Consider the following 18703-nt stretch of genomic DNA (forward strand, 5'->3'; position numbering starts at 1 on the left):
GGTCTTTCGATGCAGCTTCGGTTGAAGGAACACTGGAAACTGGTCGCCCTCGGACTGGCGTTGATCGTGGCGATCGCGTTCATCGTCGTATCGGCACTCTCCGACTCCAGTGAGGCGGCCTCGCCGAAGCAGAAGATAGGCGGTCCGATCGTCGAGCAGGGCGTTGTCGACGTGGACCTCTCCGATCCTCCGCAACAAGCCTGGGAACTCGATGTTCGAACGCTCACGGACAACTCCGGCGACGTACTGCTGTCGATGCCTTCCGGCCTCGATCGCTACTACGGCTACGGCAACACGTACCAAGTCGGTGACGTGCTGGTGGCTGCGACTGCTTATCCCCTTCCCAAGACCGACGAGTCTTCGTCGAGTCAGGGAGTCGGTGCCGTCACACTGGTCGGTGTGAATCCCGACGACGGAAGTCCGCTGTGGAAAACGCGAATCGGCGGAGTCATCGGCCAGTGCAGTCAGCAGAACGAATCCACAATCATCGCGTGCTGGGGCGATCGACGGATGATCTTTGTAGATACCGCGACCGGAACTCTTATGTCCGACCTCGGAACCGACTTCGATCTCAATGGCGCCGTCATCACCGGAGACACCGTGTACACGTCCGGCGAAAGGATGGACGGAACGATTCGAACACGAATTCTCGCCAGCGGCAACACAACCAACTTAACGGCCAACTTCGTTCGCACCTTCGAACCAAGTGAGAAGTTCGGGGCCGTCTACACGGTCTCTCACACCGACACTGTCATTGCGATGGAACAGGGCGATGGCGGGCACCCACAGTACCGCTATCGAATCTACGATCTGGATTCCGGCGCAGAACGATTCAGATTCGAGGGTGATTCGCTTGCCCCGGCCGGGAACGGATTGTTCCTGACTAGTGTCGGCGGCAGATCAGGCTATGTGGGAACCCAAAACCTCTTGGCTTCAAATGGATCCACGATTCGTGCGATACCGATTCCCTCGTACTCATCGTCGTCCTACCCAAGTAAGTCCTCGACGGGCCTGCCGATGTTTCTCGGCGACGGCGCCTACGACCCGAATTCCGGTGACGAACTTTGGCGCAGTTCACAAATCGTCAACACCGCGATGGCCGGGACGGGAAGCGCCATCGCCGCAGTGGTAGGAAAAACAATCCTGGTCACGTCTCCCGAGACTCGCACAATCTCGGGTCTCGACATCGAGAGTGGCCGACAGTTGTGGCAAACGCCCTGGCAAGACGCGTACTGGGTTCGCAGCGGGGTAACCGATGGCGACCACTTCGTCTTCAGCGACTACACCGGCATGCACGCGATCCGGGCTCGCGACGGAAAGATGATGTGGTCGGTTCCCCTTCCCCCAGAAGTTGATCCACGCGGAGTCGTCGTCTCGAATGCCGGCAAAAACGTGTCGTTCTCCTGGCAGAACCATTTCACCGTTTGGCGTTAGGCCGGCAACATCACCGATACCGTGTCGTACTGACCAGCCAGTTCAGCAGCAAGCAAATGGCTAGACGTGCAGCATCAATGGCCACAATCCAGTCTGGCGCGTTTGTTCAATTTCGGGGGAACGATCTCGAACAACTGCATATATCTCCGCGACTCCAATTTCGGAAAGATCAGACCAGACCTGCAGTGAAGGGGTGCGTAAAAATCGCACTGACTCAGGTATCTGATCCAATCCAACCGTAAAGGGAGCCAACGAGATGGACGCGAAATCCCCTATTTGCAGTCGGCAACAAATAGTCCAGTTCGCGCGCAAACATCTGCGTACCGGGGGACCGAACTCAGACCAAATTCGTCGTCATTTCGGTTTGCAAAAACGCGCGTTCTTCACGCAGCTCGACACCCATCTGGACGATTCTGCACTTTCAATGCCCGAAAAAGTTGCACTCCGCCGCATCTGCCGACAGGAGGATAGAAGGTGCCCGATCAAACGTATGAACGTCTCAGCAGGTCAGGCCAACCCACCCCGGCCGATGTACGACGCGCTTCCTTTCCCACCCCAGAACCATCATGCTTGACGATCGAAAGCCCCGAACTACGTTGAGCCGCTGGATTCTTCCGCAGTCCCCTCTTCTCGGTTGGGATCATCGGAGATCTAACAACCGCGCGACTTTCAGACTTAAATGCAATGCCAACCGGTCGTCGCCGTTTGCCAAGTCTGCGCGTGTTATCTCCTGAATTCGCCGCAAACGATAGTACAAGCTCCCTCGATGCACACAGAGCGCCTCGGACGTTCGCTTTACGTCACCGGCATTGTCCAAAAAGCTCTCCAGCGTCGCGAGAAGAGCCTCACTTTTTGAGTCCTCATGGCTGAGCAAGGACTGCAAACCTGAGTGAATACTGTTCTCGAGTCGATCCTCCGACAGTTCGGCCAGAAGTCCGTAGACGCCGAGATCCCGATAACGCACAACATTTCCGAGCACCTTGACGACCTGGGCCACATCTGCGGAACGTCTGGACTCTTCGTAGGATTCGCGCACGTCTGCAACCGAGGTTCGCGGTTCACCGATACCAACCCAACATTCGATGTTCTGGCGTCCACTTTCAGACAAGACTCGCTCCCGGGCTGCCACGATCAGCGAGTCCAGATGGGTTTGAGTCGAACGTTCGGCCACCGATACGATCAACAGACTGTGGTCGGGGCGGTCGAGTTGGATTGCACTGTTCCGCGGGAGCCTCCGCCGAAGCTGATCGACGCCGACGGCAACACTCAGACGATCTCTTTCGGTCAATGTCGACCGGTCCACGGGACGGAGCAAGATTGTGACCGCGACTGCTGGACCCGCAGCCATCAAGCCTTCATCAGCCAATCTGCTTGCCGCGTCCTCGCGCAGCGACCGTTCGCCAGACAGTACGTCTCGAGTAAGTTCCCGCTCCCGACTTCGGGACAACTCGTCCAGCAACTGTTCGCGATGAAGGATCATCGCCGCCGCATCAGCCGTGCGCCTCAAGACCTCGGCTTGATCCTCGTCAACGTCGCCCTCTGAAGTCAACAGCCAGACGAAGCCCAGCAGCGCATTGCGATACCGGATCGGCATCCCGACCCGGCCAAGGGTCAGCCCTAGTTGTTCGTTGACGGGAACAGTGAAGAGATCGAGGGCTTCACGGCCTCCACTCGCGTAGATGAAGTCCACAATCTCGCGTGAAACATTCCGCTGTAGAACGGAATTCATTCTGACTGAATCGACGGCACTGTCATGCGAGTTGTACGCGAGTAGACGGATCTGTGCATCGTCGATCGCAACAGAACGGTCCAGTCGTCGCCCGGTAGTATCCACCAAATGCTGTAGTTCTCCGGCCATGGTCGAACTGTACGAGCCACGCTCGCCGTTTTGCAACATATGACTAAATTCGTCCGCGACAATTTGAACGAATGACAGTGATGCAACTAACTTTCGCGCCATAGGCTCGCTACATGCCGAAGCACATGAGACCCGGAACGTGTTCACTCGGCCAGCGACCAGGCATACCCAGCACCGACAGGTTGCACGACAGCGACGAGATTCGTTGCAGCCGTGAGATTTGCGTTGAGGGCCGAAGCCAGCCGACGCGCTCTCGCGCGAGAAAGCGTCGTCCCTGATCCGGAATCGATCGCAACCTCCGTTCGCCAGATCAACGTGGGTCCGGTCGGCCTCTTCAATTTCGCATGCCCCGAACGGCATCGGCCACCGTGACGTCGCAAAACCGTTGCCATTCAGCATATCCCGAGAGGAATCATCATGACCGGCACAGCAAATGCTCCTGTAGAGCATCAAATCGAGACTTCACCTGGACGTCGATCGGCGCGCCGTAGGGCCCTGATTGCCGGCGCGACAGGCAACATCGTCGAATGGTTCGATTTCACGATCTACGGTTTCACTGCCGCAGTTCTCGCGACAGTGTTCTTCCCTCCGGAGTTCGGCAGTGGCGCACTGCTTGCCACCTTCGCTCTTTACGGAGTCGCATTCTTGGCCAGACCTGCCGGCGGCATATTCTTCGGAAGACTGGGTGACCGCCTCGGCCGACGGAGGTCACTGTCCCTGGCAATTACCCTCATGGGTTGCTCGACAGCGGCTATCGGCCTCCTACCGACATATGCTTCGATCGGTGTTGCAGCACCGCTGTTGCTGCTGCTCTGTCGCTTGGTTCAAGGATTCTCAGCCGGTGGCGAATACACCGGAGCGGCAACCTTCGTCGTCGAGCATGCGCCGTCTCACCGCCGAGGCTTGTACGCAGGGATTATCAGCTCTTCGTCGTTCGTCGGCAGCATCTTGGCCACGGTCACAGTCTTGTCATTCAGCTTGGTCGGCACTGAGTCCTTTGCCGACGGGGGATGGCGTTGGCCGTTCATCATCGGAGGCGTTGTCGCCATGGTGGGACTGTTCATGAGGCTTGCGGTCGAGGAAACTCCGGCTTTCAAGGAAATGAAAGAAAACGATTCCCTTCCAACCCGCCCTCTCACAGATCTGTTCCGCAATCACTGGCGGACTCTGCTCACGTCATTCGTGTATTTCGCCTCGCTCGGTGTCGTTACTCATATGCTGCTCGGCTACATGCCGACATTTCTGATTCTTTCAGCCGATGTTTCGAGCACGGTGGCACTGCTGATGACAACCGGCGCTTTGGTTCTCGCAGTCCCGCTGTTCATCTTCTTCGGCGCCACGGTCGACCGAATCGGCCGGAGACCTCTCGTCAGAATCGGCATGGTGATGTCAGTTTTCGTTTCGGTGCCCAGCTACATGCTCATCGGCACCGGAAACATTTTCGCGATTGCCATTGCACTGGCTGCACTGGTCATCGCGCTTTCCCTACTCGCGTCCGCTTTGCTCGTAATCCTCGAAATGATGCCGACGCATGCTCGATTCACCGGCACGGCAATCCCCTACAACATCGCATATGCGCTCTTTGCAGGAACTGCGCCGCTGGTGTGCGCAGCACTGGTCAACGCCACTGGAAGCGATCTGTCGCCTGCCTTCTACGCGACCGCCATCGCTTTGATCGCACTTCCCATTCTGTGGCGAGGGATTCCGGAATCGAAAGACTGGTCTGCCACGCGGGGCAGCTCGACGAAACATTTCTGACAACGGACGCGCCACGGCTGTGATTTTTTGAGCAGCTGTCGATAGCGTTCCGATGGCCGCCACGAGAGAGTTGAGGACGACGGACACCTCTGGACTTTCAGGTACCAAATCCATTAAGGCAGAGCCGAATCCGAGAAGTCGAGATGCGGGTCTCCAGAGGAAGTCGACGGCGTCGGAATTACCAGAACCCAAGCTCGCCGGATCGAATAGCTGCGCTTTCGATCCGGCGAAGCCATCAGTAGAAAGAGGGGCCGAAAGTGCCTACCGACAAGACCGATGCAGTTGTGGTCGGAGCTGGAGTGATCGGCAGCTCCATCGCCTACGAACTGGCCGCTCGCGGCTACGAAGTCCTGGTCATCGACAAGTCTGGTGGTCCGGGCTACGGCTCGACCAGTGCATCCAGTGCGGTCATCCGGTTCAACTACTCCACATTCGACGGTATGGCTGCGGCTTGGGAGTCGCTGCATTGCTGGCAAAACTGGAACGAGCATCTCAACGCGACAGTCGACGGCGCGCTTGCGAAGTTTCGGCAATGCGGGATGGCACTGCTCGATGTCGACGTCGCACCCCACGCGCGCACGATTGGACTGTTCGAGAAGATCGGAATCGACTACCAACTGTGGGACGCAACGACACTCGTCGAAAAGATTCCCGGTATCGACGCAGGTAAATACTATCCACCGAAGCCAGTCGACTCGGAGTCCTTCTTCGCAGATGCGGAAACCACGCTCGGCGCGCTGTACACACCGCAGGCGGGGTTCGTCGACGACCCGCAACTGGCAGCCGCGAATCTTGCTGCGGCAGCACGTTCGCACGGTGCGGTTTTCGCATACAACACGCGTGTGGTGGCAGTCGAGCAGTTGCCTGACGGCATCTGGAAGCTAGGGCTCGACGACGGGGAAAGTGTGAAATCCAAGATTGTCGTCAACGCCGCCGGCCCCTGGTCAGGAGCGTTCAACAAGCTGTCGAATGTCGGGTCCGACTTCAAGGTTTCGGTTCGGCCCTTGCGTCAGGAAGTCCATCACATCACCGCACCCACTAAGTACAACGAAAACGAGATCCTCGGCCCGATGATCGCCGATTTGGATCTCGGAACCTACATGCGAGCCGAACCTGGAAACGGTTTCCTCGTCGGCGGAACCGAACCGGATTGCGATCCGCTCGAGTGGATCGACGATCCTGATACCGCAAACCCGAATCGCACTGTTGCCCGGTTCGAAGCGCAGGTTTTCCGCGCCGCCAGGCGTTTCCCCACCCTGGAGGTCCCTTCACAACCGAAAGGTATTGCCGGCGTGTACGACGCAGCATCTGACTGGACCCCGATCTACGACAAGACAGACAGGCAAGGTTTCTACGTCGCCATGGGCACCAGCGGGAACCAATTCAAAAATGCGCCCATCGCTGGGCGCCTCATGTCGAGGATCATCGACAAGGTGGAAGCTGGACACGATCACGACGCTGATCCCCTGACCTATGTCGGGATGCACACCGGGCTCGAAATCGACCTCGGCGCATTCTCCCGCCTTCGGGCACCCAATGCCGAGTCGACCGGGACCGTCATGGGTTAGAAGTGTTGTCCGGCTTGGAGAATCGACAGCCGCGACAACTGAATAGACACGGCTGTGGGTGTCCACCACGTGGTGGACACCCACAGCCGACTTCTCCTTCAACGGCGTCTACGGAAAATCGCCCTAGAACGTGTCAGCGGCACATCGTCTCCGGGACGGAGAGCTAACGTGCATGGCAGGTCTTCAAGTAGCTCAGGAACGATGCCTGCAGCCCGGTGACGTGCGTCTCGTGCAGCAACGCGGTCGAAACATCCTGCGACCGTCCCTTGCCATGCAACTGCTCCATGACGGCGAGAACATTGCGTGACAGTCCGCGATAGATCGGAATGGGTCCAGTCAGTTCGGCTTCGTTCAGCGTGACGTGCAGCTGCGGAACAACTGAGCCCACGCCACGCTCGGGCAGTGCCTCGACCAGTGTGTGGATCTGGCTGTCGGCGTTCACAACTCCGGGACTACCCGCACCGAAGGTCGCGAATGGGGGCGCGTCGCGCAGCCATGCGTAGAGGGCGAAAAGGCCTCCGTACGAGTACCCGAAGAGTCCGTGCCCGGACTCGCTGACACGTAGCTCCGACGAGTACAGGCGAGGGTGGAGTTCGTTGGTCAGGAAGTCGAGGAAGACGTCCCCGTGGGTGTCTGCCAGCTCCTCGAGGTAGGCGTCCACGTACTCCTGGGTCATTGCACCAGAGTCGCGAGCAGCGGCAAGAGTAGCCATCATTTCTTCGCCTACCGGTTCCCCAGGCGGCACGAGATCGCGGTTGCGGAGCCGTGCCCAGTTGGCGGCTTCCTCACCGGCATATCCGACACTGACCTGGATGTACGGGGCGACCGTCAGGTACGGGTCTGCCTGCGTGACGATGAGCGGGGCGGTAAGACCTACAGCCCAGTTGCCGTCCATCACGTAGATCAGCGGTAAGGGATCCATGGAGTCCGCGTAGCCGGGGGGTGTGGTCACCCAGACGCCGTAGCTGTGCCCCGACTTCGCCGTTATTTCGAAGTACTCCGTGTCTGCAAAACATCCGTGCAGCATTGCGCTCATCGAACGTCTCCCTTGACGATATTGCCGGACTTCACGACGAGAGCAGCCATGTCCGGATCGGCGAACACCTTTGCGTCTCGGAGTGGGTCTTGCTGCCAGGCAACCATGTCCGCCTGCATACCGACGCGGATAGTCCCGACGGTTTCCCCGATACCGAGAATGTCGGCATTGACGCTGGTGGCCGAAACGAGTGCATGCATCGGCGACTCCAACTCCGCGCGCAAGCGCAACTCCTCACCTCGGCGCTTTTGGTGCGGCCCGATGAGGTCCGAGCCCAGGCCGATCCTCAGGCCTGCTGCGCGAGAGGCCTCGAGCGCTCTGGCCATGCGTTGACGCACTCCGGCTGCACGCTCTCGTATTGCCGGGTCCAGGTCCATGCTTTCGGTGTCCGTCAACTGCTCCACCACGGCGAAGGTAGGGACCAGAGCCACGTCATGCTCGCGCATCAACTGGGCAGTCTCCGCGTCGATGTCGGTGCCGTGTTCCACGCACCGCACTCCCGCCCGCACTGCGTTGCGAATGCCCGCATTGTTGTGCGCGTGGACCGTGACGTAGGTGCCGCGCGACGCTGCTTCTTCCACTGCCACGGAGATTTCCTCGACGGTGAACTGTGTGTCGGTGAGGCGGTCATGGTCTCCGACGACACCGCCGGTGACGCACAGTTTCAGAAATGTGGCCCCTCGGCGGAACGACTCGCGCACGTTGCGTCGTAGCTCGTCGGCATTACCCGACATCAAGGACAAGGCGCAGAGCCCTGGAATGTGGTGCATGTTCCACAGCTCGGTCGGCTCCCATGCGGCCCCGTAGTAGCCGTGTCCACCGGTCTGGCACTGCACAGGACCACACGAGAGGACACGCGGACCACGCACCTTGCCGCTCGCAATAACGTCGACGACTCCGCCGTCGATGCCACCGACGTCTCGCACCGTGGTGAAGCCCGCGTCGAGGGCATCGCCCGCGGTGGCGAAGATGCCCGCAGCCAGTTCCGCTGCCGAGAGCTCAAACCCGAATTGCCTTCGGATCGGACTCGAAATACCCAGGTGGACATGAGCATCGATCAGCCCCGGAGTCAGAAGCATGCCGTCCAAGTCAACTGTCGTCGAACCCGACGGCGCCTGTCCGATCGCTGTGACAATGCCGCCACTCACGCACACGTCGACTTCGACCGGGTCGGTACCCGATCCATCCGCGACCATGCCGCCGGCAAACCATACGTCAGTCAAAGGGACCTCCCGAGCATTAGAAACCACTCTCCTAAACACTGGTGAATTCGATATGCGGTACCGTACTCAACAGTGGTGAACCCGTCAATGGAGGTAGCGTGAGATCGCCGGTTGGGGAGGGTCGAGAGCGACTGTTACAAGCACTGTTCGACGAGTTCGGTGAAACCGGCCCAAGTCCGAAGCTGTCGATGCGCCAAGTAGCGGAGCGACTCGGAGTGCACCACACGCTTCTGACCTATCACTTCGGATCACGACCAGGTCTCCTCAGCGCCGTACTGTCGGAAGCGCGCCGCCGTGACAACCTCGTCATAGCCGCGATGGGCAAGGATCTCGGGTTCCCGGCCCTGTGCAGGGCGATCTGGAGTTTCTACTCGAACGCCGAGCATGAAGATCGAAGCCGCACCTTTTTTCACCTGGCCGGACTTGCGGTTTACGAGCACAAAGCATTTCAAGATTTCGCCGCCGACCTCGACGACTTGGCTCACCTCCTCGAAGCGGCAGCACTTCGCGAAGGATTCACAGTGGTGGATGCAAAGCAGCAGAGCATCATCGCAACCGCATGTCTGCGAGGACTGTTGCTGCAGAGGTTGCTCACCCCCGACGCCGAGGTCGACGCGGCAGCCGAGCGCTTCATCACCTCGTTGACAGCGTCCACCACGTAAGGCCTCACAACCGATCACCCTCGTTCGAAATCACCGACGCGGGGCCGTTTGCCATTGGCTCGGTCACGTTTCGGCGCGAGCCGGGTCTCTGAACCCCGGTTGAATGGTGGCCGATCGCACTTTCGACATCTGTACGAGCGAAGTGCCGAAAGATGCGACAAGTGAACCTATCCCGACCCAGCAGACACACGACATCATCGACAAGTCCGATGATTCACATGAGTTTCGAAAGTCAGGATTGAATTGTGACCATTACCTTCCGTGCCGCAGAGTTGAACAGCGCAAGTGGGATCTTCCAGCAAGCACTGCTCGGCCAACCCAGTGCAGAGCCACTCGGCGGAGACATCATCACTCGTGCAGATGTCGAGTTCACCAGTGACGACGGCCGCATTCAATCCGGAGTCTGGGAGAGCGAACCGGGAAAGTCGCGGTGGGAGTTCCTCACCCGCGGCGAGATCATCACCATCGTCTCCGGCGCCATGACCGTCGAGGAGGACGACGGCGATCCCGTACATCTCGTTGCCGGTACGAGTGCAATCTTCCCAATCGGATGGAAGGGTACGTGGACGGTCACCGAGACCGTACGCAAGGTGTTCGTCGTATACAACGAATGACCAAGAGAATCCGCAACATCCGACTTTCACGGCCCGTCGTACGGACGGATCTCCCGACGCAGCCCACTTGCCCTGAGCACCTGTCGCTGAACTCCCGCCCTCACGGAATCCTCCGTGCCGATTACCCTCACATGGTTTCTGGCGCGAGTGATCGCCGTGTACAACAACTCCCGGGTGAGCAGTGACGAAGCCTCGGCCGGCAGCATCACCGATACCGTGTCGTACTGGCTGCCCTGGCTCCGGTGAATCGTCATCGCGTAAACGGTCTGCACCGACGAGAGTTGGCTCGGGTGAATCAGAAACGCATCACTCCCCCGCTGGAATGCAGCAATAGGAACGCCATCCTCACGCTGCACGATCACCCCGGCATCCCCGTTGTAGATCTTGGCCTCGTAGTCGTTGGCCGTCACCAACAGGGGTTGGCCCGGATACCACCTCGTCGGGTCCAGGAATTGCCCTGATGCCGTGCCGACCCACTCCATCGCCTGCTGCGCCCACCGCCCGACACCGTACGGTCCGTCACGGTGCGCGCACAAAAGACGGTGCGATTCCAGTCCTTTCAGGGCGCCGATCGCATCACCCTCCTCGGCCGACCTCGTCACCACCTCTGAACTCACAACGATATCGGCGCGCAATGCGTCAACATCCTCGGGAGAGTGGAAGGAGACGGCGGGATCGCCACTACGCAGGATACGCAGAACCTCAGCGGAATCTCCCGCTCGCACTGCCCTGGCCAACGACGCGATGGTTCCGTCGAAGCGGCGCCCGCGTGAGAGTTGAATGATCCCGCCCCGCAGACGATCCTGCTCGTCCACACTCAGGGACTCTTCGGAACCGGTGGCCGTGAGATCGTCACCCACCAACTGTGTCAGCGCCGGATTTCCACTGACTTCTACCGGGCGGGCGACAAGGTCAGCAAGAACAGCGCCGGCGTCGACGGAGGTCAACTGATCGGGATCGCCGACGAGCAGTAGCCGGGCATCGGAGCGAACGGCCTCGAGCAGGCGCGCCATCAAGGTGAGGGAGACCATCGACGTCTCGTCGACGACGACAACATCGTAGGGAAGTCTGTTGGTCGCATTGTATTTGAAGCGGCTCGAACTCCCCCGCTGCCAACCGAGTAGCCGGTGCAGGGTCATGGCCGCGAGTTCTTCGGGAAGGCCAAGGCTCGCCGTCTGCTCACGTACGGACTCTTGCAGCCGCGCTGCGGCCTTACCCGTCGGTGCGGCCAGCCCGATGCGAGCATTCGAACCCAGTTCCTCCGACAGGAGAGCGAGAATACGTGCGACCGTATGGGTTTTGCCGGTTCCGGGCCCACCGGCGATGACCGTCGTCCACTGTGTCGCGGCGAGAGCAGCGGCTATCCGTTGACGATCAGGGCTGGCGGTCGGCCCGTTCTCGTCGACGAACAGCGAATCCAGGCGCGTTCGGACCGCTTTCAGGTCGGCGGGCGGCCACGTGGACGCACGCTCGTCGAGCACTCGCCGAATCGTCTGCTCCTGCAGAAAGTACCGATCGAGGTAGAGAAGCTCACCGTCGTCCGTGTCGACCAACCGGAGGGGCCTGAGCGGTCCGGCGTTGCCGCCGATCACCAGAGGGCTCAGGCGAAGGGCGGCAACGATCTCCGACGGTTCGGGCCACGGCAACGACGTGAGTTCGTCTTCCGTCGCATTGTCGACGCTCACGTCGCGCATCCGTCGTAGATCGAGGCACACCGAACCTGATCGCACGGCCCGAACTGCCAACGCCGCGGCCAGCATCACTTCTTCGGAAGTTTCACCGCCCAGGCTGCACACTCTCGTCGCGACATGAACGTCGGCGGCAACCAGAACCCCGGCTTCATTGAAGATTCGCACGATCCCTTTGGCGCGCTGCGCCAATTGCGCCTCGGTCATCGAATCTTCTCCCCTACTGTGTGGGACGCATCAAGACCGGCCAGCAGATCCGATAGTTCAACCGTCAGCTGAGCAGGCGGTTTCCATTCGAATACACCACATTCCGGCGGACTGTCCGGGCCGAGCATCCCCCGCACGAATTGATACTGCGCGCCTCCGAGATGGTGATGCGGATCGTAGTCGGGCAGTCGCCACCGCAGATATCGATGCAGCGCAACCGAATACAGCAGTGCCTGCAAGGGATAGTGCGAGCGCATCATCTCCGTCGCCATGAGTTCGCGCGTGTAGTTGGCAGCCGTCAGATCGCCGCGGCCCAGCCGATTTGTCTTGTAGTCGACGATCACGAACGACGGGCCCGGGATCCGCAAGACGGCGTCGATACTGCCCGTCAGGAACCCGCGCATCGGTGACGTCTCGACACGGTCAAGATGGTCGGCGTACGACGCCAGAATGTCGTCCGGGGGAAGGTGGCGCCTCAACAGTTCCGACACTCCGCGAAGTGTGACACTCATCGACACCGGATCGTCGCCACCGGCCAGTGGGAGTTCGAAATCGAGTTCGGGAAGACGATCTTTCGGCGCGATCGTGGCCAAGGTTCCGAATCCCAGTGGAGTCTGCATCACCAGCAACAACGCATCCGCGAGTGCTTCGGAGTCGACCTCGGCCGCCCGAACCGAGGCCGCCTCGGCGCAGCGTATACGGAGTTCCGCTCTCAGGTCTGAAGCAGCCGTGTCCACCACCTCGAGCACTTCATGCACCAGCGTGCCGAATGCGGCGCCCGCCGGAAGACCGTTCATCGGTGAAGGCAACGCCTCCAGCGGCGAGGGGGTGACGGTCCCGACGTCTACGGAATCCTCCGGCTCGTCGTCCTTTTCGGGATCCTCTACCTCACTGTCGGTGCTCGTGACCGCGTGGTGCGCTCCGGCGGTCAGTGCCGAGTACGACGTACGACGCCAGAGAGTGTCCAGGTCTCGATCGAAACGCGCCGCGGCCAGTTCGGTCACGTTCGCGGCTGCACCGGACCACTGGACGGGCGACGGTGGATGTGGACCAACAGGTTCCACCGAGATCACATCGGAAGCTGCTGCCGGCCACGTCGCGAGTCGTGCTGCGGTTGTACCGTCGTCGAGCACCTTCACTACCCGAGCAGGTTCGGCGATGCCGGGTGTACGTCCGAGCATCAACCGGTGCAGTGGCGAGCGTGAGGTCCCGTAGCTTGGCGCCCACCAGAGCACTAGTTGGCACTGCGCCCGGGTCAGCGCCACGTACAGCAGTCGCAGTTCTTCGCCTGCTTCTTCAGCCTCCGCAACAATCTTTCTGGCGTTGTACCCCGGGCCTTCCTGCCCACCGACGTCGAGGATGCGGCGCCCATCCGGATCGTGCAACAACTGCGTCGGAGAGTTGAAGCCGCCTACGCTCTCCCAACTGAACGGGACGTAGACGATCGGGAATTCGAGCCCTTTGGTGGCGTGCACGGTTGCGATTTGTACAGCGGCAGCATCACTGTCGAGGCGGCGGCTTCTGTCAGTGGCGCTCCCGGACGTCGGGTCCTTGATCCGATCGGAGAGCCAGCGAACCAGTGCGCTCAACCCGAACGCTTCCTCGGTGGTGACGCGGCCGAGAAGTTGTGCGACGTGCCGCAGATCGGTGAAATCTCGTTCGCCGGACGGGGCCGCGAGTACACGCTTCTCCAGATTCGTTTCGGCGGAGATTCTTTCGAACACGGCCGCGAACCCGACGCGTGCGAACAACCCGGAGTATGAGCGCAGTTGACCCGCGAGTTCCGCGACGACGTTGTCGCCGTCGAGGTCCAATTCTTCGGCGGTGCGCCCGAAAATCGGAGAGAGGGCGGTCAACCGGACGCGATCAGACCGGTGTGGCTGCTCGATCGCCTGCAGCAGCCACAGCCACTGTGTTGCGCTGGGTGTCGCGAAAACACTGGAACCGCCGGTCAACACGGACGGTACACCGACGGCATCGAGGGCGTCGCGAATCATCGCCACCTGCTTGTGGGTGCGCACCAATACCGCGACGTCTCCCGGCTCGACCGGGCGCGGATCACCGTCGACCGCCAAGCGGGCATCGCTGCCCAGCAGTCCGACCACGTCTGCTGCGACGTCGTCCGCGACGCGACTGCGAAGTCTGCCTACGGCCGGAAATCCCGAACGATTGAGCGGTCCGGCTCCGGTACGCGGCAGATGGCGTACACGCATCGGCACCGGGCCGGACAACCGAGACTTCTTGTGCGAAGCCTCCACCGGATGCGCGACGATGCCCTCGTTACCGAGTGCGGCGCCGCCGTAGAGGTGTTCGAGTGCCGCCAACAACCCTGGATCGCTGCGCCAATTGGTGGTCAATTCCTGGTGTGCATCCGCCTGATCGACCGCATCGAGATAGCTCAGGACTTCTGCGCCGCGGAACGCGTAGATAGCTTGCTTGGGATCACCGACCAGGACCAGGGTGGTGTGTCCGTGGAAGGCCAACCGCAGAATGTCCCACTGCAACGGATCGGTGTCCTGGAACTCGTCGATCAGCACGACCTTGAACTTTTCGCGCACCCGACGGCACGCGACGGGGCCGTATTCCGGATCCGTCAACACGCCGTGCAGCAGCGTCAGGAGATCGTTGAAGTCGCGAATTCCTTTGGTTCGCTTACGTCGTTCAACCTCGAGGCGAGCAGCCGCCGCGAACAGGACTCGCTGACCGGGAGCGGTCTCCTCCTCGCCGTCGGGTTCGAGAATTGCCTGGCCATCGCCGACTGCGATTCGGGCAATGGCCAGCGCGTCCTTCGTGGAAAACGGTGGAGACGAGTCCGTCCGGCTGTAGCGGCTGAGGTACAAATCCGAGACGACCTCACTGATCAGGTCGTCGACCGACTCCACAAAAGTTGTGTCGGGTTCGCGTTCCCCGGCGATGCCGAGTCCGTCGAGCATCCTCTGACAGAAACTGTGGGTGGTCGTGATGGTGCCGGCGTCGAACTCCGCGAGAGCGCGCAGGAGTCGACGACGCCGCACGCCGATCTCCTCGTCGTCAGCTGTCGCGAGGTACGACACCAGATCATCATCCGACCGCCTCGCCGCCTCCGGGTCGACCAGAGCGGCGGACACTCCGGCGAACCTCTCCCTGGCACGCTCACGAAGTTCCTGAGTGGCGGCCCGGCTGAATGTCACCAGCAGAACTTGCGAAATGTCAGCGAGACCTTCGGCAACACAACGGGTCGCGAGTCCGACGATCGCGTAGGTCTTGCCAGTTCCGGCGCTCGCTTCCAACACCGTGGTGCCGGTCGGTAGTGGCCCCAAAAGGTCGAAGTCCACGGGTTACTCCGCTCTTTCGTTGGTCAGCAACGGATCCCACAGTCGTCGGGCGAGAACTCCGAATCGAGTCGGTTCCTCGGCCCAGACGAATTCGTCGTCCGACGGCGGATCCGCAGCCAACTCCGCCAGTGTTCGAGCTTCTCCGAAAACGTAAGCGTTGCTTGGATCGATCATCTCGCCGTACTGCCCGGTCCACTGGGTGTCCGCACCGTTTGTCGCATCGTCGACCGACTCGCCACCAAAGCGTCGGCGCGCATATTCGGCTGAAGTAGCGGCCCACATCGGCAGCGGACGCTGCAGCCCCCGCTCGCGTAGGTTCACCAGTTGCTGCAGGATCTCGACCGCATTGCCTGGCGCGTCGAGCACCGATCGTGCCGCTGCTATCTTTCCCCGACCCCGTCCGATGGAGACTGCATCGAGCGCACCGGGTCGTCCGTGTGCTTTCAAGGCGAGCAGGTTTATCCAGGCCGTCATCCGATGTTTAGGCGCCAGTGAGGAATACGACGCCCGCACCACTGAATTGCCGTGCACACCGGTTACCGTTCCGGTGAGACGACGCCCGTCACCGAGGTCGATGTCGACGTCGACAGCCTCGGAGTTGCCCTCGAGGTGTGGCAATGCAAGACCGGCAAGTTGGTCTACCACCCACTCGACGTTGCCCAGAACCGAGGCGCCCAGGTTGTAGGGCGGCAAAGTACCGCGGCGCCACTCGGCTGCACGGAAATCCGCAGAGCTGCGTCCAGCCAAGCGCGAGAGAAGCATCCGGTCACCCAGAGCCCAGGTGGACAGTGGATCGAGCTCGGTTGCCAGCGAATCCGCGATGTCGTCGTCGAGTTCCGGTACCCGGACGCCGAGGCGTTGGCGCAGAAAACCACGGGCGGGGTGTACGAGGAAGTTCACCAGGTCGGCAAGGTTCACTTCCTTCGGATGCACCTCGAGTAGCTTGGCCGACAAGACTGTCGGCAATTCGATCGGTGTTCCGGCAGCAGCCCTGGCACCGGCCAGCGCTGCCGTGTCGAAGCTGAACGGCTGATCCGGCGAGAAGTTTCGATTGTCGAACGACTGCAACGGGTGTCGAGTCAGCACCCCGTTGATCGCTTCCGGGCCCACAGTCGCACTGAGTACGTCGAGGAGGCCACTGAGGGGGATCGCCGGCGGTCTGACGACACCGGTGACCGGATCGGCACCGGTATACAACAGAATCAGATGCTCACCCGCAGACATCACGGCATCGAGAAGCAGTTGCCGGTCTTCACTGCGCAGATCACGCTCCCCCACAACGGGATCACGGGACAAGATGTCGTCGCCGTCGACTCCACCGGTTCGAGGGAACACCTCGTCGTCGAGTCCGATCAGCACGACCACGCGATGCGGTACCGAACGCATCGGAACCATCGTGCACACCGTCAGTTCGCCGGTTCGGAAGTTGGCACGCGTAGGTCTGCCCGCGAGGCTGCGCGAGAGCATCGCGCGAACATCGGCCAGACGTAACACCGTCTCTCCGCCGAATTCGACAGCAGCTACCAGTTCGCGGTGGGCCCCCGCGCTCTGCCAGGAATCGGCGGGCGCAGTGTCGGTCAGCAGATCCAGGGCCCGCATCAGCACACGAAGCCATTCGGCCGGCGAATGTGGGCCGGCAAGATCGCGAAGCGCGACTGCCAGGCGATCGACGAACTCTGCGAAACGTCCAGTCAGGTCGATGTCTGTGCCGTCCACGTCATCGAGCGGCAGCGCGAGATCCAACCAGGCATTTTCCGATTCGTCCGCGCTGACCCCCAACAAGATTCGGTCCATGGCGGTGTTGAAGGTGTTCTGCGGAAATGCGTCGAGACCGAACGTGGCACGCTGCCGACTACCGATTCCCCAGCGAGCACCCGCTTCCGTCGTCCATTCCCGCAGTCTTTCCAACTCGTCGTCGCCCCACGAAAAACGTGTGCGGACAGGATCAGCCGCTGCCAGGTCGAGAACCTCACTGGCTGTAGCCCGGCCGTCGGCCAAGTCGAGGAGAGAGCCGAGAACGGCCAGGACAGGATTGGTCTGACGTAATCCGCGGTCTGCCAGCCTTACTCGAAGGAGATGCCCCGGGTGGCCATGGACGCCTTGCCCGAATGCAGCACGAACCAAGGGTGCGTACGTTTCGACGTCCGGGCACATCACGAGTACGTCGCGCGGCTGCAATGTCGGGTCGTCCTCGAACAATCGGAGCAGACATTCGCGGAGCACCTCGACCTGCCGTGCCGGCCCGTGGCAAGCGTGGACCTGAACTGTCCCATCCGGTTCCGCTGCAACGCTGGGAGCACGATCTGCGATGACATCGGCCTTGACCGTCGCCAGGAGGGATTTCGGGCCGGCTGGTTCGGGAAGATGCACCGACTCGAACTCGGCGGCACCGAGGCTGATCTGAAGTTCACGAACGTCGCGAGCAAGACTCGACAGCAACGGATTGGCGGATATCAGCGCCGACCCGTCTTCCGAACGTCGGATCGTGCTCTCACTTCGAGGCGGTATGCGCGAGCTCATCTTGGTCCACAGCGCGGGGCTGGGATGCGGGAGCCAGATGTGCACGTCCCGATTCGCACTGAGTGCGCTCAAGATCATTCGCTGATCGACCGGCAGCCGGGTCGGCCCGAAGACCGACAGACGTTCCGGTAGGTCGACCAAGGCCGGGTCCTCGACCAGCGCGCGGCTCACTTGCCCCAGTCGCTCTGCGGGCCCCGGAACGTCGATCTTGTCCGCGACGATGCACCACAGACGTGCCTGCCATTCGAAATCCTCCGACAGCGCCAATCCGTGTCCGTCGGTCAACCGCCCGGCGGCCCAGTCGATCAGCATCTGTGGTCGTTGCGCGGCATAACTGCGGAAGAGTTCGGTGACATGTGTGGCGGAGGCAAACCGTCGACCTTCACGATGGCCTTCGAGATGTTTCGCCAGGACTCCGCACCAGGGCTCGCCGAGGGACTCGTCGATCACGTCGAGAACCGTCCATACCAATCGCGTCGGCGACCATGGGTCGTCGTCAGCCGTGATTCCACTGACCGCGGCCACGGACTCCGCGACCAGGCGCGCGGGTGAAGGAAACGCGATGTTCGCAGAAATTCCGTCCACGGCTGACGGTCCGGACGTGCCTAGCTGGGAGGACAGCCGCTGATTGAGCCAACGCTCGACGCCCTTGGCCGGCACCGCAACAGTTTCCCGGGCGAATGGATCCGACAGCGGTGTACGGAGGAGCGTGGCCATCGCCGAGACCAAGGTGTCCGAACGCTCGGCCCGGTACAACTTCAGCAATCTTCGCTCCCCTCACTCCGTCCAGACGTCCATCTCACCACGGCGCTGTGACAGGA

12 protein-coding genes are annotated in these 18703 nt (G+C 61.1%); 6 read left to right on the forward strand and 6 right to left on the reverse strand.

The genetic code is table 11. The features are described from left to right. Window positions 1-9 precede the first annotated feature (9 nt). Together QM596_RS17400 and QM596_RS17405 are read left to right on the forward strand one after the other, a co-directional pair. Window positions 10-1434 carry an outer membrane protein assembly factor BamB family protein gene (locus QM596_RS17400; RefSeq protein WP_283309554.1) on the forward strand — a complete coding sequence of 475 codons (1425 nt, stop codon included), beginning with the start codon at window positions 10-12 and terminating at the stop codon, window positions 1432-1434. A 256-nt stretch (window positions 1435-1690) separates the two neighbouring features. Beyond that, window positions 1691-2008, forward strand: coding sequence for a hypothetical protein (locus tag QM596_RS17405; RefSeq protein ID WP_127159966.1), 318 nt, complete (start codon window positions 1691-1693; stop codon window positions 2006-2008). 66 nt (window positions 2009-2074) lie between these two features. Here QM596_RS17405 and QM596_RS17410 read toward each other — a convergent pair whose 3' ends face one another. Continuing rightward, complete coding sequence (locus QM596_RS17410; RefSeq protein ID WP_257237343.1) at window positions 2075-3394, reverse strand: PucR family transcriptional regulator; 1320 nt, start codon at window positions 3392-3394, stop codon at window positions 2075-2077. Between the two features lie 315 nt (window positions 3395-3709). Between QM596_RS17410 and QM596_RS17415 the strand changes: the two genes are divergently transcribed. Together QM596_RS17415 and QM596_RS17420 are read left to right on the forward strand one after the other, a co-directional pair. After that, entirely contained in the window at window positions 3710-5050 is a 1341-nt protein-coding gene (locus QM596_RS17415; RefSeq protein WP_133727699.1) for an MFS transporter, read from the forward strand. 257 nt (window positions 5051-5307) lie between these two features. Continuing rightward, entirely contained in the window at window positions 5308-6618 is a 1311-nt protein-coding gene (locus tag QM596_RS17420; protein ID WP_283309555.1) for an NAD(P)/FAD-dependent oxidoreductase, read from the forward strand. A 163-nt stretch (window positions 6619-6781) separates the two neighbouring features. On the opposite strand, the gene QM596_RS17425 is transcribed toward QM596_RS17420, so the two are convergent. Both QM596_RS17425 and QM596_RS17430 read right to left on the reverse strand, forming a co-directional pair. Beyond that, on the reverse strand, window positions 6782-7654 hold the full coding sequence (locus tag QM596_RS17425; protein WP_283309556.1) for an alpha/beta hydrolase: 873 nt from the start codon (window positions 7652-7654) through the stop codon (window positions 6782-6784). Continuing rightward, window positions 7651-8877 (reverse strand): metal-dependent hydrolase family protein, encoded by a 1227-nt coding sequence (locus tag QM596_RS17430; protein ID WP_283309557.1) that lies wholly within the window; start codon window positions 8875-8877, stop codon window positions 7651-7653. Before QM596_RS17430 ends, QM596_RS17425 begins: the two co-directional genes overlap by 4 nt. A 98-nt stretch (window positions 8878-8975) precedes the next feature. Between QM596_RS17430 and QM596_RS17435 the strand changes: the two genes are divergently transcribed. Beyond that, window positions 8976-9539: a TetR/AcrR family transcriptional regulator gene (locus QM596_RS17435; protein WP_133727702.1), complete on the forward strand. Its 564-nt coding sequence runs from the start codon at window positions 8976-8978 to the stop codon at window positions 9537-9539. Window positions 9540-9784: 245 nt separating this feature from the next. After that, a complete protein-coding gene (locus QM596_RS17440) occupies window positions 9785-10153 on the forward strand; it encodes a cupin domain-containing protein (RefSeq protein ID WP_007734139.1) in 369 nt (122 codons plus the stop codon). A 26-nt stretch (window positions 10154-10179) separates the two neighbouring features. Here QM596_RS17440 and recD read toward each other — a convergent pair whose 3' ends face one another. From recD to recC, 3 genes are read right to left on the reverse strand one after another with little or no spacing between them, the layout of a single operon-like run. Continuing rightward, on the reverse strand, window positions 10180-12048 hold the full coding sequence (recD, locus tag QM596_RS17445; protein WP_283309558.1) for an exodeoxyribonuclease V subunit alpha: 1869 nt from the start codon (window positions 12046-12048) through the stop codon (window positions 10180-10182). Further along, on the reverse strand, window positions 12045-15362 hold the full coding sequence (locus tag QM596_RS17450) for a UvrD-helicase domain-containing protein (protein WP_283309559.1): 3318 nt from the start codon (window positions 15360-15362) through the stop codon (window positions 12045-12047). The genes recD and QM596_RS17450 overlap by 4 nt, the downstream gene beginning before the upstream one ends. A gap of 3 nt (window positions 15363-15365) precedes the next feature. Continuing rightward, entirely contained in the window at window positions 15366-18647 is a 3282-nt protein-coding gene (gene recC, locus QM596_RS17455) for an exodeoxyribonuclease V subunit gamma (protein ID WP_283309560.1), read from the reverse strand. Window positions 18648-18703 lie beyond the last annotated feature (56 nt).

Origin of the sequence: Rhodococcus sp. IEGM 1406, from assembly GCF_030056745.1 — a bacterium.
In the GTDB taxonomy this organism is placed as follows: Bacteria; Actinomycetota; Actinomycetes; order Mycobacteriales; family Mycobacteriaceae; genus Rhodococcus_F; species Rhodococcus_F erythropolis.

Bases quoted from the DNA above. Each gene is read 5' to 3' on its own strand.
- QM596_RS17400 (WP_283309554.1), top strand. From the start codon at position 10: ATGCAGCTTCGGTTGAAGGAACACTGGAAACTGGTCGCCCTCGGACTG.
- QM596_RS17405 (WP_127159966.1), top strand. From the start codon at position 1,691: ATGGACGCGAAATCCCCTATTTGCAGTCGGCAACAAATAGTCCAGTTC.
- QM596_RS17410 (WP_257237343.1), bottom strand. From the start codon at position 3,394: ATGGCGCGAAAGTTAGTTGCATCACTGTCATTCGTTCAAATTGTCGCG.
- QM596_RS17415 (WP_133727699.1), top strand. From the start codon at position 3,710: ATGACCGGCACAGCAAATGCTCCTGTAGAGCATCAAATCGAGACTTCA.
- QM596_RS17425 (WP_283309556.1), bottom strand. From the start codon at position 7,654: ATGAGCGCAATGCTGCACGGATGTTTTGCAGACACGGAGTACTTCGAA.
- recD (WP_283309558.1), bottom strand. From the start codon at position 12,048: ATGACCGAGGCGCAATTGGCGCAGCGCGCCAAAGGGATCGTGCGAATC.